This window comes from Clostridium gasigenes (genome assembly GCF_900104115.1).
In the GTDB taxonomy this organism is placed as follows: Bacteria; Bacillota; Clostridia; order Clostridiales; family Clostridiaceae; genus Clostridium; species Clostridium gasigenes.
The window spans coordinates 68,566-86,175 of sequence record NZ_FNJM01000014.1 but is presented as its reverse complement, the minus strand read 5'-3'; the positions used below and the strand labels follow the sequence as shown (position 1 = coordinate 86,175).

The 17,610-nt window shown below is 29.1% G+C and carries 16 protein-coding genes; 9 read left to right on the top strand and 7 right to left on the bottom strand.

The window, feature by feature from the left end; all coding sequences use genetic code 11:
• Window positions 1–691 precede the first annotated feature (691 nt).
• The 7 genes from gyrA to dnaA all read right to left on the bottom strand — a co-directional run bounded on the left by gyrA (window position 692) and on the right by dnaA (window position 9,679).
• Window positions 692–3,286, bottom strand: a complete 2,595-nt coding sequence (gyrA, locus tag BLS77_RS16335) for a DNA gyrase subunit A (RefSeq protein ID WP_089972218.1) — start codon at window positions 3,284–3,286, stop codon at window positions 692–694.
• A gap of 21 nt (window positions 3,287–3,307) precedes the next feature.
• Entirely contained in the window at window positions 3,308–5,221 is a 1,914-nt protein-coding gene (gene gyrB, locus BLS77_RS16330) for a DNA topoisomerase (ATP-hydrolyzing) subunit B (protein WP_423231040.1), read from the bottom strand.
• Window positions 5,222–5,279: 58 nt separating this feature from the next.
• A complete protein-coding gene (gene remB / locus BLS77_RS16325; RefSeq protein WP_089972216.1) occupies window positions 5,280–5,540 on the bottom strand; it encodes an extracellular matrix regulator RemB in 261 nt (86 codons plus the stop codon).
• A 13-nt stretch (window positions 5,541–5,553) separates the two neighbouring features.
• Entirely contained in the window at window positions 5,554–6,639 is a 1,086-nt protein-coding gene (recF, locus tag BLS77_RS16320) for a DNA replication/repair protein RecF (RefSeq protein ID WP_089972214.1), read from the bottom strand.
• Window positions 6,640–6,695: 56 nt separating this feature from the next.
• A complete protein-coding gene (locus BLS77_RS16315; protein ID WP_089972230.1) occupies window positions 6,696–6,902 on the bottom strand; it encodes an RNA-binding S4 domain-containing protein in 207 nt (68 codons plus the stop codon).
• A gap of 50 nt (window positions 6,903–6,952) precedes the next feature.
• Window positions 6,953–8,053 (bottom strand): DNA polymerase III subunit beta, encoded by a 1,101-nt coding sequence (dnaN, locus tag BLS77_RS16310; protein WP_089972211.1) that lies wholly within the window; start codon window positions 8,051–8,053, stop codon window positions 6,953–6,955.
• Window positions 8,054–8,311: 258 nt separating this feature from the next.
• Entirely contained in the window at window positions 8,312–9,679 is a 1,368-nt protein-coding gene (gene dnaA, locus BLS77_RS16305) for a chromosomal replication initiator protein DnaA (protein WP_089972209.1), read from the bottom strand.
• Window positions 9,680–10,208: 529 nt separating this feature from the next.
• Between dnaA and rpmH the strand changes: the two genes are divergently transcribed.
• The 9 genes from rpmH to BLS77_RS16260 all read left to right on the top strand — a co-directional run bounded on the left by rpmH (window position 10,209) and on the right by BLS77_RS16260 (window position 17,528).
• Window positions 10,209–10,343 carry a 50S ribosomal protein L34 gene (rpmH, locus tag BLS77_RS16300; protein ID WP_089972207.1) on the top strand — a complete coding sequence of 45 codons (135 nt, stop codon included), beginning with the start codon at window positions 10,209–10,211 and terminating at the stop codon, window positions 10,341–10,343.
• 59 nt (window positions 10,344–10,402) lie between these two features.
• Complete coding sequence (gene rnpA, locus BLS77_RS16295) at window positions 10,403–10,753, top strand: ribonuclease P protein component (RefSeq protein WP_089972194.1); 351 nt, start codon at window positions 10,403–10,405, stop codon at window positions 10,751–10,753.
• Window positions 10,753–10,962 (top strand): membrane protein insertion efficiency factor YidD, encoded by a 210-nt coding sequence (gene yidD, locus BLS77_RS16290; RefSeq protein WP_089972192.1) that lies wholly within the window; start codon window positions 10,753–10,755, stop codon window positions 10,960–10,962. The genes rnpA and yidD overlap by 1 nt, the downstream gene beginning before the upstream one ends.
• Before the next feature lie 13 nt (window positions 10,963–10,975).
• Window positions 10,976–11,716 (top strand): membrane protein insertase YidC, encoded by a 741-nt coding sequence (gene yidC / locus BLS77_RS16285; RefSeq protein WP_089972189.1) that lies wholly within the window; start codon window positions 10,976–10,978, stop codon window positions 11,714–11,716.
• 42 nt (window positions 11,717–11,758) lie between these two features.
• Window positions 11,759–12,385 carry an RNA-binding cell elongation regulator Jag/EloR gene (jag, locus tag BLS77_RS16280; RefSeq protein ID WP_089972229.1) on the top strand — a complete coding sequence of 209 codons (627 nt, stop codon included), beginning with the start codon at window positions 11,759–11,761 and terminating at the stop codon, window positions 12,383–12,385.
• 132 nt (window positions 12,386–12,517) lie between these two features.
• The gene (mnmE, locus tag BLS77_RS16275; RefSeq protein ID WP_089972188.1) at window positions 12,518–13,897 is read left to right on the top strand and encodes a tRNA uridine-5-carboxymethylaminomethyl(34) synthesis GTPase MnmE; all 1,380 of its coding nucleotides are present in this window, start codon (window positions 12,518–12,520) and stop codon (window positions 13,895–13,897) included.
• 11 nt (window positions 13,898–13,908) lie between these two features.
• Window positions 13,909–15,795 carry a tRNA uridine-5-carboxymethylaminomethyl(34) synthesis enzyme MnmG gene (gene mnmG, locus BLS77_RS16270; protein WP_089972185.1) on the top strand — a complete coding sequence of 629 codons (1,887 nt, stop codon included), beginning with the start codon at window positions 13,909–13,911 and terminating at the stop codon, window positions 15,793–15,795.
• 10 nt (window positions 15,796–15,805) lie between these two features.
• Window positions 15,806–16,525 carry a 16S rRNA (guanine(527)-N(7))-methyltransferase RsmG gene (gene rsmG, locus BLS77_RS16265; RefSeq protein WP_089972184.1) on the top strand — a complete coding sequence of 240 codons (720 nt, stop codon included), beginning with the start codon at window positions 15,806–15,808 and terminating at the stop codon, window positions 16,523–16,525.
• A 217-nt stretch (window positions 16,526–16,742) separates the two neighbouring features.
• Window positions 16,743–17,528: a ParB/RepB/Spo0J family partition protein gene (locus BLS77_RS16260; protein ID WP_089972226.1), complete on the top strand. Its 786-nt coding sequence runs from the start codon at window positions 16,743–16,745 to the stop codon at window positions 17,526–17,528.
• The last annotated feature ends 82 nt before the right edge of the window (window positions 17,529–17,610 follow it).

Genomic DNA, 17,610 nt, shown 5'->3' with positions numbered 1-17,610 from the left:
GCCGCCAGCGTTCGTCCTGAGCCAGGATCAAACTCTCACTAAAAAGTTTAATCTTGTAGTACTCCTTATCTCTTTCGAGCTAAGTTTCCTTTTATTCGCTGACTCTCAAAAAGAATTGCTGGTTATTATTACTTAACTTTATTTATCTGTTCAATTTTCAAAGACCATTTTCTCCAGTCACCCTTAAGCGACTTTCTTAGTTTACCACCGCATCTAAACCTTGTCAACACCTTTCTTTCAAGCTGTTTTTCTTAGTTCGTCATTTGCGACTTCTTTATCTTATCACTGCTTCTAAACTCTGTCAACAACTATTTTTTATGTTGTTTTTTCTTTGTTTGCTTGTCCCTTTCGACTTGATTATCTTAACATATATTTTTATAGTATTTTATACGTATTTCCTTTTTAAGTAACGTTACCTCACCATTACTTTACATTTATCTATATTGCTCTTAAATACTGTTATTGATACACCAGGCAACAATATCTTATTTATATGCCTATTCTACTGAATATTACATCTAGAGCTAATTAAATACAGCCTTATTCAAATAATAATCCAAGGTTCTATGTATAGTATGATTTAAAATAGGATGGCATATCTGACTAATTATTTCTTTAGGATATCTAACATAAAAATAAAAGCCTTACTACTATCCTATCGGATAATAGTAAGGCTTTTAAATAATTTATCTTAATCTTCTTTATCTACTTCTTCTATTAGTCTATCTAAACTAGTATCATTCTCTTCTAAAGTATCATCAACTATTGCATCTATGATTAACTCATCATCATCATCATCATCATTCATAATACTTTCATCAAGATCAGTTCCTTCTAACACTAATTGTTCTTCTTGACTTTCATTATCTATATTTCTAATTTTAGCTATAGCAACTACTTCCTCTTCTTCACCAGTTCTCATAAGTTTTACACCCATAGTTGCTCTACTAGTTACTGATATATCTGAAATATTAATTCTTATAGCTACACCATTTGTATTTATAATCATTAATTCATCATCTTCTTTACATACAGTAGCCCCTACTAACTTACCTGTTTTATCAGATATTTTGTAAGTTATAAGTCCTACTCCACCTCTTTTTTGTCTCTTATATTCAGTAACAGGAGTTCTCTTCCCATAGCCATTTTTACTAATAGCTAATAATTCTTCACCTTCTACAGCTATGTCCATGCATACAGCGATATCACCTTGTCTTAATCTTATAGATCTAACACCAGCTGCTGTTCTACCCATTGGTCTTACATTTTTTTCATTAAATTTAATTGCATTACCATCTTGAGTAGCTATAATAATATCTGCATCTCCGCGTGTAACCTTAACTTTCAGAAGTTCATCTCCATCTTTTAAGTTTATAGCTATTAATCCATTTTTTCTTAAGTTCTTAAATTCTGATAAAGGTGTCTTTTTAACTATACCTTGTTTAGTACCCATAAATAAGTACCCACCTTCTACATTATCTTGGACACTTAATACAGTCTCTATTCTTTCATCTTGCTCTATAGATATTAAATTAACTATATTAGTTCCCTTAGCAGTTCTTCCTGCATCAGGAATCTCATATGCTCTTAATTTATATACCCTTCCTCTATTAGTGAAGAATAATACATCTGAGTGAGTTGAAGTCACAATAACATGTTCTACAAAATCATCTTCTTTTGTAGTCATTGCTTGTATTCCTCTTCCCCCTCTTTTTTGAGATGAATAAGTATCTGCTGATATTCTCTTTATATACCCTGAATTAGTTAAGGTAACAACTACCTCTTCTTCTTGTATTAAATCTTCAATATCAATTTCATTCATATTCTTTTCAATTACAGATCTTCTTTCATCATTATACTTAGCTCTTATTTCTAATAACTCTTCTTTTATAACAGATAATAATCTTTCTTCACTCATAAGTATAGAATTTAAATAATCTATTAATTTCATAAGTTCATTATATTCGTCTTCTATTTTATTTCTTTCTAAACCAGTAAGTCTTCTTAATCTCATCTCTAAAATAGCTACCGCTTGCTTATCGCTTAAATTAAATCTTTCTATCAATGTAATTCTAGCTATTTCACCAGTCTTAGATCCCCTAATAATACTAATTACTTCGTCTATATTATCAAGAGCTATTTTTAACCCCTCTAATATATGAGCTCTAGCCTTAGCCTTATTTAATTCAAAAGTTGTTCTTCTTGTTATAATTTCCTTTTGGAAAGTAATATAATGTTCAAGCACTTCCTTAAGTGTTAATACCTTTGGTTCATTATTAACTAATGCTAACATTATTACACCAAATGTATCTTGCATTTGAGTATGTTTATATAACATATTTAATACTACATTAGGATTAGCATCTCTCTTAAGTTCTACTACTATTCTCATACCATCTCTATCTGATTCATCTCTTAAGTCAGATATACCAATTAATTTTTTATCTTTAACTAATTCAGCTATATTTTCTATAAGCCTAGCTTTGTTAACTTGGTATGGTATTTCAGTTACTATTATTTTATGTCTTGAATTTTCTTCTTCAATATCAGCCTTAGCTCTAACTAAAATCTTTCCTCTTCCTGTTTCATAAGCAGATCTAATTCCAGCCTTCCCCATTATAATAGCTCCAGTTGGAAAATCAGGTCCCTTTATTACAGTCATCAATTCTAGTATTGAAACTTCTGGATTGTCTATAAGCATTATAGTACCGTCTATAATTTCACCTAAATTGTGTGGTGGAATATTAGTCGCCATTCCTACCGCTATACCTGATGATCCATTAACTAAAAGGTTTGGATATCTTGATGGTAATACACACGGTTCTTGTTCTTCCCCATCAAAGTTTGGTCTAAAATCTACAGTATCTTTTGTTATATCTCTTAACATTTCAGCTGCTATCTTATTCATTTTCGCTTCTGTATATCTCATAGCCGCTGGATTATCGCCATCTACAGATCCAAAGTTTCCATGACCATTTACAAGCATATATCTTAGCGAAAAATCTTGCGCCATTCTAACTAATGCACCATATACTGAGGAATCACCATGTGGGTGATACTTACCTAAAACTTCCCCAACTATTCTTGCACATTTTCTATATCCTTTTTCTGGTGCTAATCCAAGTTCATGCATAGAAAATAGTATTCTTCTATGAACAGGCTTTAACCCATCTCTAACATCAGGTAGTGCACGCCCAACTATAACACTCATAGCATAATCAATATAGCATTTCTTCATTTCCTTATTTATATCAACTTCAATGACTTTTCCCTCATTCAAATTCATGTACTTCACCTCACATTAGTGCTAAACATCTAAATTACTTACTTTTTTAGCATTCTTTCTAATAAATTCTCTTCTTGGCTCAACTTTATCACCCATTAATATAGTAAATATTTCATCAGCCGCTATTGCATCTTCTATTTTTGCTTTTAATAATATTCTTTTTTCTGGATCCATTGTTGTTTCCCATAATTGATTAGCATTCATTTCTCCAAGACCTTTGTATCTTTGAATATCAGTAGATTTATCTTTACCACCAATATCTTCAAGAAGCTTTTCCAATTCTAAATCAGAATAAACATAATGTTCTTTTCTGTTCTTGCTTACTTTATATAGTGGAGGTTGTGCTATATATACATGCCCCTTATCTAATAGATCTCTCATATATCTATAAAAGAATGTTAATAATAATGTTCTAATATGGGCTCCATCTACATCGGCATCTGTCATTATTATTATTCTATTATATCTTAATTTTTCTGTATCAAATTCATTTCCTATTCCTGCACCAAATGCAGTAACCATATATTTTATAGAATCTGAATTTAATATCTTATCTAATCTTTGCTTCTCAACATTCATTATTTTACCCTTTAGAGGTAAAATTGCTTGGAATCTTCTATTACGACCTTGTTTAGCCGATCCACCGGCCGAATCCCCTTCGACTATGTATATTTCACATTCCATAGGGTCCTTAGATGAACAATCTGCTAACTTTCCTGGTAATGATGAACTCTGTAAAACAGATTTTCTTGTTAACTCTCTAGCTTTTCTAGCTGCATCTCTAGCTCTTGCTGCCATTAAACCCTTGTCTATTATTATTTTACCAATAGCAGGATTTTCTTCTAAAAACATTGATACTCCAGTTCCTACTATTGAATCTACAATCCCTCTGACTTCTGAATTTCCAAGTTTAGTTTTAGTCTGACCTTCAAACTGTGGATCAGTTATTTTTATAGATATAACGGCCGTTATGCCTTCTCTTATATCATCACCTGAAAGATTCTTATCAGAGTCCTTTAGGTGTCCAAACTTTTTAGCATAATCATTAATTACTCTTGTCAATGCGTTCTTGAATCCAGATAAATGCGTACCACCTTCAATAGTATCTATATTGTTTGCGAATGAATACAAATTTTCACTATATCCATCGTTATATTGAAGCGCTATTTCGGCTATAATGCCATCTTTTTCACCTTCAACATATATTGGTTCTTGATGAAGTGGTTCTTTATTTCTGTTTAGGTAGGCTACAAATTCTTTTATACCGCCCTCATACATATAAATTTCCACTTTATCTTCTTCTCGTTTATCTGTTAAAATTATACTAATTCCCTTGTTTAGAAACGCTAACTCTCTTAATCTATTAGCTAAAACATCAAAATCATATTCTATTTCTTCAAAAATTTCACTATCTGGTTTAAAGTTTACTTGAGTTCCAAATTCATCAGATTCAGCAATTTTCTCTAATTCACTCATCACCTCTCCTCTAGCATACTTTTGTTTCCAAATATGACCTTCTCTTTTTACAATTACTTCACACCATTCTGAAAGTGCATTAACTACAGAAGCTCCAACTCCATGAAGACCTCCTGATACCTTATAGCCTCCGCCTCCGAATTTACCTCCCGCATGTAGGATAGTCATTATAACTTCTACAGATGATTTACCCATTTTAGCATTTAAACCTACAGGCATTCCTCTACCATCATCTATTACAGTAATAGAATTATCCGCATTAATAGTTACTGATATATTCTTACAGTATCCAGCTAAGGCTTCATCGATACTATTATCAACTATTTCATAAACTAAATGATGCAATCCTCTGGAACTTGTACTTCCTATATACATACTAGGCCTTTTTCTTACAGCCTCTAAGCCTTCAAGAATCTGTATCTGACTCTCATCATAACTTTCTTTATTTTGTTCCAACATAAATTCCTCCTAAAATAACATATGGTATTATAATCGCAATGAAGGTTAGATATTGAAATTACGAATTATAATCTATATTTGTTCTTTTTGTTAAAGTTGATGATGATATAGGTGATAAATAAACCTTACTCATCTTATTAACTTCTGCAATAACAAAAGATTTTGGTTTTTCTTTAGAAATTTTCTCAACAAACCCATCTTCCTCAGCCATTCTTAAAAATGATATAGTATCTGAGCTATACATAGTTGTTTGTAAATCAAAAATTCCAATTATATCTTTAATAGGAACTACTACATTCTCTCCTAAATGTAAAAACACAAGAATCCCTCCTTTAATTTAGGATCTCTCCATTCTTAACTTTAAAAATCTTAGAATTTTCATCTAAATATTCGGTCAAATCATCAATTCCTGTACATGTTATTATCGTTTGAAGTCCTCCTATAGTACTTAGTATATATTTTTTTCTACTAAAATCTAATTCAGATAATACATCATCTAATAACAGTACTGGATTTTCACCGGTTAATTCTTTAATTATTTTTAAAGAAGAAAACTTTATTGTTAAAACCGCAGTTCTTTGTTGTCCTTGAGATCCATAAATCTTGGTATCAACATTATTTATAAGGACTAAAAAATCATCCCTATGCGGGCCTACACTAGTTACTCCTCTATCTATATCTTTTATTCTGTTTTGTTTTAAAATTTTATAAAAATCTTCTTTTATATTTTTTAAATCTTTTATAGTACTAACATACTTAAATTCTATTTGCTCTTTTCCTGAAGTTATATCTTCATGTATATTCTTTCCATAATAATTTAATTTATCCATATAATTTATTCTATCTGTAATTATATTATATCCGTAGTCAATTAATTGAATATCATATACATCTAAAATATCTTTATCTATCTTCATGTTTTTCAAAACTATATTTCTTTCATTTAAAATTTTATTATATTGAACTAGATTATAATAATATCTAGAGTTTAATTGACATAACTCCATATCTATAAATCTTCTTCTAACTCCTGGAGAATCTTTTATTATTTTTAAATCTTCTGGAGAAAACATAACAACATTAAAACTCCCAAATAGTTCACCAATCTTATTTACTTTTATTTTATTTATTTTTATAGCCTTTTTTCCATCTTTTAAAATGTTAATATCTATTCGCTTGTCAATACGCTTCTTAGATACACTTAAACTAATAAATGTATTTTCACCATTCCAATTTATTAATTCTTTATCTTTTGATGTTCTATGAGATTTTGCAAAAGCACAATAATATATACTTTCTAATATATTAGTTTTACCTTGAGCATTATCACCTATAAATACATTTACATTTTTACTAAAACTTATATCTAAGGCTATGTAATTTCTATAATTTAACATTTGAAGTCTTTTAATATACATTTTCAACACCCATCTATTAATTATAACATACTAATAAGAGTAAAAATTTAGAAACCCTAAAGAATTTTATAAACTTCTTTATTGAATTCAACTATATCTCCAGATTTTAACTTCTTTCCTCTTTGTGTACATATCTCTCCATTAACTTTTACTAATTCATCTAATATATATATTTTAGCCTCTGATCCTAAACATGCAGCACCGCTCCATTTTAAAAAAGCATCTAATTTAATAATTTCAGTATTTATTTTAATTTCATTCATTTCCAATTTAGTTGTATATTTTATGTATAATTATACAACCTTCCTCCTTTCTATCTTATTAGTCTTACTGGTAATACTAAATATTTAGCATTACTCATATTTTTCCCTTTAATAACACAAGGACTTACTCCCGAAGTCATTTCCATAACAACTTCATCTTCTTCCATATTTTTAAGAACATCTAATAAGTATCTTGAGTTAAATGCAATTTGAACTCCCTCTCCTTGCATATTTATAGAAACTTCTTCTCTAGCTTTTCCCAACTGAGAATTAGATGTTATAATTACATTTTCTTCTTGGAAATCTAACTTGATTAAATTACTATTACCATCTTTAGCCATTAATGAAGCTCTTTCAAGTCCATTTTGGAATTCTTGTTTATTAATATTAACAAGCAGCTTATGTTCTTGTGGTAATAAAGATAGATAATTTACAAATTTCCCATCTAGTAATCTTGATATTATTTTGGTATCACTCAAATTAAATAAGATATGATTAGGAGTGAATGTTATTTTAACAATATCATCTTTATCTTCTAATATCTTAGAGACTTCATTAAGAGTTTTTCCTGGGATTACAACTTCTATATTATTATTATTATCTAAAAATTCACTTTTAACAGCCAATCTATAGCCATCTAATGCAACTAAGTTTAAATTCTTATTTTTAACTTCAAATAAAATTCCTTGAAGTATTGGTCTTGTTTCATCTTGAGCTATTGCAAAAGATGTCCCTTTTATCATATTTTTTATTATGTTTTGAGGTACTTCTACAGTTACATCCTCATTAATACTTGGTAATGCAGGAAAATCTGTTGCGTTCATACAAACTATATTGAATACTGATTTTTCGCATGTAATTTGGATTATATCATTTTCTAAAGTTTCTATTTTTACTTCTGCGTTAGATAACTTTCTAATTATTTCCCCAAATATTTTTGCATCTATAACTACTTTTCCTTCTTCTTGTACTTCTGCACAAACTTTTGTTTCAATGCTTACATCCATATCGGATCCGATTAAAGTTAAACCTTCTTTAGAAGCAGATATATAAATACCTTCTAGAATAGGCATAGTAGTTTTTCCTGTTATAGCTTTTGTAGCTATTGAAATACCTTCTTGTAGTTTTTGTTTTTCACATATAAAAATCATTTAAATACCTCCTAATTTGTTAACAATAAATATGGCTTAATATAAGATAATATATATAAAATATATAGTAATAGTAGTAGTAGGGGCTGTGGATATGTTGAAAAGTACTCTCAGCCCTGTAAACTAAACACTTTTATACAAAAAAAATGTGTGGATAAGTCCGTAACAATATAGGCTGTTTATCCACAGTATCAACAGCTGGTAGTATTCTATAAAGTTATCCACAGGCATTTGTATAAAATTATGTACACCTGTTGATTAATTTTGATTTATCTTCTTAGTTATATCATTTATAGTATTTTGTAAGCTTTCATCATTCTTTAATCCTTCAGAAATTTTTTCGTAAGCATGAATGACAGTAGTATGATCTCGGCCTCCAAATTCTTCACCTATTTTAGGTAAAGACATATCAGTAATCTTTCGACTTAAGTACATAGCTATTTGTCTTGGATATGATATATTCCGGGTTCTTCTTTGAGATTTTAAATCTTCAACTCGCAAATTAAAATAATTTGCAACAACATCTTGAATAACATCCATTGTAATATTTTTATTTTGTTTATTGGATATAATATCTTTTAAAGCTTCTGTAGCTAAGTCAACTGTAATATTTCTATTAGTTAAAGAAGAGTAAGCAACTATTCTAATTAAGCCACCTTCTAATTCTCTTATGTTAGATTTAATTTTTGTTGCAATATAGACAAGGACCTCATTTGGAACGTTTAAAGTTTCGACATCGGCTTTCTTTTTTAAAATAGCCATTCTTGTTTCAAAATCGGGAGCTTGAGTATCGGCTATTAAACCCCATTCAAATCTTGAACGTAATCTAGCTTCTAACGTAGGTATTTCTTTAGGTGGTCTATCAGATGAAAGAATTATTTGTTTATTTGCTTCGTGAAGAGCATTAAATGTATGGAAGAATTCTTCTTGAGTTCTCTCTTTACCACCTATAAATTGAATATCATCTATAAGGAGAACATCTATATTTCTATATTTATTTCTAAATTCTTCATTTTTATCATCTTTAATTGCATTTATAAGCTCGTTAGTAAATTTTTCAGAAGATACATAAACTACTTTTGCTTTAGGGTTATTTTGTAGAATATAATGACCTATAGCATGCATTAAATGAGTTTTACCTAAACCAACCCCACCATAAATAAATAAAGGATTATATGCTTTAGCTGGAGATTCAGCAACAGCTAAAGATGCAGCATGGGCAAATCTATTACTATTACCTATAACAAATGAAGAAAAAGTATACTTAGGATTTAATATACTAGACATTTCATCATTTACGGCAACAGATGCATTATTTCGTTTAGATAATTTAATTTCTTCTATTTCTCTATTTTTATCTTCGATTTCTTGTAGATCAGATGCTATGAAAAATTCTACTTTATATAATTTAGAACAAGCAACTTCTATAGAATTGACAACTAAGTCTTTATATCTTTTTTCCAAAATGTCTTGAGTGAAGGAATTTGGAACACTGATTTGAATAGTGTTAGAAGATATAGCAATTGGATTACAACTTTTAATCCAAGTGTTGAAGCTAACTTCACTCATTTCACCTTTAATAATATTTAAAGTTCTTTCCCAGAGTATGTTAAGATCAGTTTCCATTGAATATCCTCCATTAAAATAAATTTTAAAATAATATAATAACAATATAATCACAACTTATCAACATAATTATTAACAGGTAAAATCGAATGTTAATAACTATAATTAAAATTAGTCACATGTTAATAATTATGTTGATAATATAAAAAAATGAGTTTATCCACATAAAAGTTATAAACAATAAGAATATTGCTTAAATTCATGTGTTTTCCTAATAATTACTACTAGAAATAGAATTTTAACATATAAAACTAAAAAGTTATACACAATTTTGTCCACAGCTGTGGATAAAGTAAGTTATACACAATTTTATTCACATTTAATACTAATAATATCATAAGTGAATCATTGTATTCAATAAGTTATCCACAAAAAAAACATATTGAATTATAATTATTAACAGGTAATTGTCAATTATAGCGTATTGACAGAAAAAGAGGATATATATATAATAATAAGGTAAAATTAAAATACTTGAATAATATAGTTATTTCTATATTGTTAATAAAACTTAAAGGGGGTGTATTGAATGTTCATGACATACCAACCAAAAAAGAGACAAAGAAAAAGAGAACATGGTTTCTTTAAAAGAATGAGTACTGCATCAGGTAGAAACATTCTTAGAAAAAGAAGACAAAAAGGAAGAAGTAAACTAACAGCATAAGGGCCGCAAATGTGGCTCTTTTTCTGCAAATGCAGAAAAAAAAGGAGAAATAATAATCCATGATATATAGATTAAGAAAAAATATTGAATTTAGGACTGTGTATAGAAGAGGCAAGTCCTTAGCTAATGGACTTTTGGTTCTATATATTTATAATAACAATAGAAATAAAGATGAACATGGACATCCTTATAATAAATTAGGGATTTCTGTTAGTAAAAAAGTCGGCAATAGTGTAGTTAGAAGCAGAAGCAAAAGATTAATAACTGAAAGCTATAGATTAAATTGTGATTCTTTAAAAGAAGGTTATGATTTTGTTTTTATAGCAAGAACGTCAATTAAAGAAAAAAGCTACTCACAAGTAGAAGATGCTATGAAAAAACTATTTCAAAAGGCAGGCTTATATAAATAATGAAAAAACTAATACTTAGTATTATAAACTTATATAGGAAATATATTTCACCAATGAGATCACCATGTTGCATATACTCTCCAACGTGTTCACAATACGCGATAGATGCTATAAGTAAATATGGTGCTCTTAAAGGTGGTTTTTTAACAATTAAAAGAATTTTAAGGTGTAATCCTTTTAGTAAGGGAGGATATGACCCCGTTAAATAAAGGAGGTTATGATATGTTGGACTTTATAGTAAAACCGATGACAGCAATATTTCAATCGCTTCATTTGTTTATTGAACAGATGGGAGTAACCGGAGGAGTATCTTATGTATTAGCAATATTCATATTTACATTAGCAATAAGACTTCTTATACTTCCATTAACTATTAAAGGTAGTAAATCTAATGCGAAAATGCAGGAAATTCAACCAGAATTAAAAAAAATACAAGAAAAATATAAGGGTAACCCTGAGAAGTTACAAGTAGAATCTTCAAAATTAATGAAGGATAATAAAGTTAGTATGTTAGGTGGATGCATACCTTCGTTATTACCACTACCTATATTATTTGCTTTATACTATGTATTTAGAGAAATTCCAAACACAGGAAATGTATCGTTTTTATGGATAAGTGATATATTTAAAGCAGATAAGTATCATATACTACCAGTTTTAGCGGCTTTAGGTACGTATTTACCAACAATTTTAATGACTAAGTCAATGCCTAAAAATGATAGTAGTCCTATGAACATGGGTACTATGAACATAATGATGTCAGGTATGATGGGGGTCATGGCATGGAATTTCCAATCAATTCTAGTTATGTACTGGATAATTGGTGGAGTGATTCAGTTAGTTCAAACATATTTTGTAAATTATTTACCATATCAGAAAAAATTAGCATTAAAAACCAAAGAAGAAGCTTTAATAGTTTCTGAAAAGGTTAAAAAAGCAACACCAAAAACTAGAAAAAGATAATAATAATACTTTAAAGAGTATTTATAGGTGGGTGAATATGGTATGAAAATAGTTGAAATGACAGGTAAAACTGTAAATGAGGCATTAAAAAATGCTTTAAAGCAATTAAATTTAACAGAAGATAAAGTTGAGTTTGAAGTTATCCAAGAAGCTAGCAGAGGTTTTTTTAATCTTATTGGTAATAAACCTGCTAAAATATTGGTTAAGGTTAAACGGAACTATATAGAAGATGGAAAAATATTTTTAAGAAATGTACTTGATTCTATGGGTATTGAATCAGAAATAAGTTTTAAAGAAGAAAATGATATGCTTCACATTAATATAACTGGTCCTAAAATGGGGTTAATTATAGGTTATAGGGGAGAAACATTAGATTCATTACAATATTTGGTATCTTTAGTTGTTAATAAAAGTCATGATATACCTTATAAGAAAATAATTTTAGACACTGAAAATTATAGGTCTAAAAGAGAAGAAACTCTTAAAAGAGTTGCTCAAAAAACTGCATATAAGGTTAGAAAGACTGGAAGATCATTTAAACTTGAGCCCATGAACCCATATGAGAGAAGAGTTATTCACTCTGAACTACAAGATAATGAATTTATATATACTTATAGTGATGGGGATGAACCTTACAGAAGAATAGTAGTTGATATCAGAAAAGAATAAAAAAGCCATAATTGGCTTTTTTTTTATTTAATGATTTTTTGACTATTTTTAAATAGTTTTGTAAAATGAATAATAGTATATTGGAGTTATGATATCTAAAGAAAGGATCAAATTAGAAAGGAGAATTTTATTATGAAAGAATTTGATACTATTTGTGCTATTGCTACTGCCTTAGGTGAGGGTGGAATTGCTATAATAAGGATTTCTGGAGATAAGGCTTTAGAAATAATATCAAAAATATTCAGAGCAAAAAGTGGAATTGACATAAAGGAAATAAAGACTTATACAATGCGATATGGAAATATTATAGATCACGAAACAGAAGATTTAATAGATGAAGTAATAGTAAGTTATATGAAAGGTCCTAAGAGCTTTACTGCAGAGGATACAATTGAAATCAATTGTCACGGTGGAGTTATGTCTACTAATAAAGTGTTAGAAGCAGCTATAAAAGCTGGAGCAAGACTTGCGGAACCAGGAGAATTTACTAAAAGAGCCTTTTTAAATGGAAGGATAGATTTATCTCAAGCAGAAGCTGTAATTGATATTATAAGAGCTAAAACTGATTTAGCTATGAAATCAGCTTTATTACAAAGTAAAGGGTCACTTTCCCAGGAAATAAATAAATTGAATGAATATCTATTAAATGTATTAGCGTTAATAGAATATGCGGTTGATTTTACTGAAGATGATGAGGAATTAGACCCAACTATACCTATAAGAGTCGCTGAGGGATTAGAAAATGCTATAAATAATATAAATGAATTACTTAAAACTGCAGAAGAAGGTAAGATTATAAGAGAAGGGTTAAGTTTGGCTATAGTTGGTAAACCTAATGTTGGTAAATCATCTCTTTTAAATGCTTTACTAAAGGAAAAAAGAGCTATTGTTACTGATATTGCAGGAACAACAAGAGATGTTATTGAAGAATACATAAATCTTGATGGGATTCCTATTAAGATAATTGATACAGCTGGTATAAGAGAAACTAGTGATATTATTGAAAAAATAGGAGTTGAAAGATCTAGAGAAAAGATCGAGGAAGCGGACTTGGTATTATTAGTTTTAGATTCATCTCGAAGTTTAGATGATGAAGATAAAGAAATAATAGATATAGTCAAAAGAAAGAAGTCTATAGTTATATTAAATAAAATGGATTTAGAAAATAAAATAGATAAAAATGAAATAGCGTCATTTGAAAATATAATAGATATTTCAGCTAGAGAGGAACTTGGAATAGCTCAGCTTAAAAATAATATTAAGGATATGTTTTTTAGTGGTAAAATAGATGGTGAGAGTTTAGTAATTTCAAATACAAGACATAAGCAAGCCTTAATTAGAGCAGAAGAGAATGTAAAAAGCGCTTTAGAGAGAGTTAGAAATGAAGAATATTTAGATTTAATTTCTATATTTGTTACATCGGGATTAAAGGCTTTAGGTGAGATAACTGGATCAGAATTAGAAGAAGATTTAATCAACAAAATATTTAGAGAATTTTGTTGTGGAAAGTAGGGAGAATAATTATGAAATATAATGCAGGAGAATATGATGTAATAGTAGTTGGGGCAGGTCATGCTGGGTGTGAAGCTGCACTTGCAGCTTCTAGAATGGGATTAAAAACAATGATATGCACAATTAATCTTGATTCTATTGCAATGATGCCTTGTAATCCTAATATTGGAGGTACTGCCAAAGGTCATTTAGTTAGAGAAGTAGATGCATTAGGTGGAGAAATGGCAATTAATATTGATAATACATTTATCCAATCTAGAATGCTAAATTTATCTAAGGGACCAGCGGTACATTCATTGAGAGCACAAGCTGATAAGAAAAAGTATCAAGATAGAATGAAGAATGTTTTAGAAAGTCAAGAGAACCTTCAAGTAAGACAATTAGAAGTTACAGAATTACAGGTTGAAGAAGGTAATGTAGTTGGGATAGTTACTAAAAATGGAGGCATTTTTAATTGTAAGTCAGTTGTATTAACTACAGGAACTTATTTAAGATCAAGAATAATAATAGGTGACGTAACGTATAACAGTGGACCTAATGGATTATCAGCTGCTAATGAATTATCACAGTCGTTAATAGATTTAGGGATTTCTTTAAGAAGGTTTAAGACTGGAACCCCAGCAAGAATAAATATGAGATCGGTTGATTTTTCAAAGATGATTGAGCAACCGGGAGATGAGAAGATAGTGCCTTTTTCATTTATGAGTAAAAATATAAATAGAGAGCAAGTTTCTTGTTGGTTAACTTATACAAATTCAGAAACTCATAGAATAATTGAAGAAAATATCTCAAGATCACCTATGTATAATGGGTTAATTGAAGGGGTAGGACCTAGATATTGTCCGTCAATAGAAGATAAGGTTATGAGATTTAAGGATAAACCAAGACATCAAATATTTGTAGAACCAGAGGGTGAAGACACTTTAGAAATGTATATTGGTGGAATGTCTTCATCTTTACCAGAAGACGTTCAAGTTAAGATGTTAAGAACATTAGAGGGATTAGAAAATGTGGAAATAATGAGAACTGCTTATGCAATTGAATATGATTCCATTGATCCAACTCAATTAAAACCTACACTAGAATTTAAGAGTATTAAAGGTCTTTATGGCGCAGGTCAATTAAATGGAAGTTCAGGATATGAAGAAGCAGCATCACAAGGTATAGTAGCAGGAATTAATGCAGCTTTAAACGTTCAAGGGAAAGAAGAACTTATACTAACACGTTCTGATGGGTATATAGGCGTTTTAATAGATGATTTAGTGACAAAAGGCACTAATGAACCTTATAGAATGATGACGTCTAGAGCAGAGTATAGACTGTTATTAAGACAAGATAATGCTGATTTTAGATTAACAGATATCGGTTATAAAGTAGGTCTTGTTACAGAAGATAGATATGATAAATATCTAGAAAGAAAAAATAATGTTGAAACTGAATTAGATAGAGTAAAGAGTTTACAAGTCACTGGTAAAAAAGAGGTTAATGAGTATTTAATTTCAATTGGTTCTAGTGAATTAAAGAAACCTATAAAGTTCTATGAATTAATTAAAAGGCCGGAAGTAGATTATTTTAGTTTATCAGCCTTAGATCCAAATAGACCTGTGCAATCAGATGATATAGGGGAACAAATTAATATAATAGCTAAATATGAAGGTTATATAACGAATCAGTTAGAACAAGTAAATAAGTTTAGAAAATTTGAAAAGAAATTATTAGATGAAAGTATTGATTATAGTGAGATTAGGGGATTAAGAATAGAAGCAATACAAAAGCTTTCTAGTATAAAGCCAATAAGTATAGGGCAGGCATCAAGAATATCAGGGGTATCTCCAGCTGATATATCAGTGTTATTAATATATTTAGAGAATAAGCGTAAAATGAATAGTAATAATTAAGGAGTGCAATATGGAATTTTATGAATTAATGAAAAGTGCATCTACAGAAGCTGATTTAGAGTTATCAGAATATCAATATAACCAGTTTATTAAATATATGAGACTGCTTCAAGAGTGGAATGAAAAAGTTAATTTAACTACAATTATAGAAGATGAAGACGTAATAAAAAAACATTTTATAGATTGTATTAAAGCATTTAAATCTAAACCAATTAGAGAGGCTAAGACAGTAATAGATGTTGGAACTGGGGCGGGGTTTCCAGGTATTCCTATTGCAATAATGAATCCTAAGATCAAGGTAACATTATTAGACTCTTTAAATAAAAGGGTTAATTTCTTAAATACAGTTGTTAATGAGCTTGGGTTAACTAATGTAACAACAATACATGCAAGAGCAGAAGATGGAGCTAGAAAAGTTGAATTAAGAGAAAAATTTGATGTAGCGACATCAAGAGCTGTAGCTAATATGGCTGTGCTTACTGAATTTTGCATGCCATATGTAAAAGTTAAAGGATATTTTGTAGCGCTTAAAGGACCTTCTATAGTAGAAGAACTTAAGAATGGAAAGGCTGCTATAAAAATATTAGGAGGGGAACTTCAAAGAGTTATAGAAGTTAATATCGAAGACACTGATTTAAGGCATAATATAGTAGAAATTAAGAAGATAAAGCTATGTTCAAAGCTATATCCGAGAAAAGCTGGTAGCATAAATAAAGATCCTCTTAAATAAAAGATATATTTTACGCTTATTTATTCTACGAAATGAGCAAAAATAAACAAAATATTGGGAAAAATATATTAATATGTAATGATTAATTACTTTAATGAATAATTTGTCTTACGATAAAAATGTAAAAAAAGAGGAATTAAAAGAATAAAATAGAATTGTTAAAATATAGATAAAATGATGTTTAAATTAAGAAAAGATGAGGGATGGTTGGGTGCATATGAATAAAGAAATTATAAGTATAAATGTTGGTAGTATTTTTCCTAATACTTATCAACCAAGAAAATTCTTTAATGAAGAAGCTTTAATAGAATTATCTGAGTCGATAAAACAATATGGAATTATTCAGCCAATAACAGTTAGAAAAAGGGGAGAAAAATTTGAATTAGTTGCTGGAGAGAGACGATGGAGAGCTGCTAGAATTGCTGAATTAGAATATATTCCGTGTAATGTAATAGACATTACAGATACTCAATCAGCTGAAATTGCCTTATTGGAGAACCTTCAAAGAGAAGATTTAAATTTCATGGAAGAATCTGAAGCATATTATAATCTTATTCACGACCATAAATTTACTCAAGATGAATTAGCAAAAAGAATGGGTAAAAAACAATCAACTATAGCAAATAAGTTAAGACTTCTTAAATTAAGCATAAATATAAGAAATATTTGTGTTGAAAATAAATTAACAGAAAGACACGCGAGAGCATTACTTTTACTACCGAATGAAGAATTGCAAAATAAAGTTGTTCAAATAGTAGTAAAAGATGGTCTAAATGTTAAAAATACAGAGGAATTAATTAATAAGGAATTACTTAAGCTAGCAGGAGAACAACTTAATGAGAGAAATAAGAAAAAAGTAAAAACTATTTTCCCAGCCAAACTGTATATAAATACAATTAAGCAAGTATTTGACAAATGCAATATACCGGCAGAATATAAGTTCAAAGATTCCGAGGATTGTATAGAAATTACAGTTTTAATACCTAAAAATAATAGAAAGTAATTAAATTTATTATTTAATATTTAAGTATATTAAATTTATATAAAATAGCGATAATTTATAATTATCGCTATTTTTTTATTTT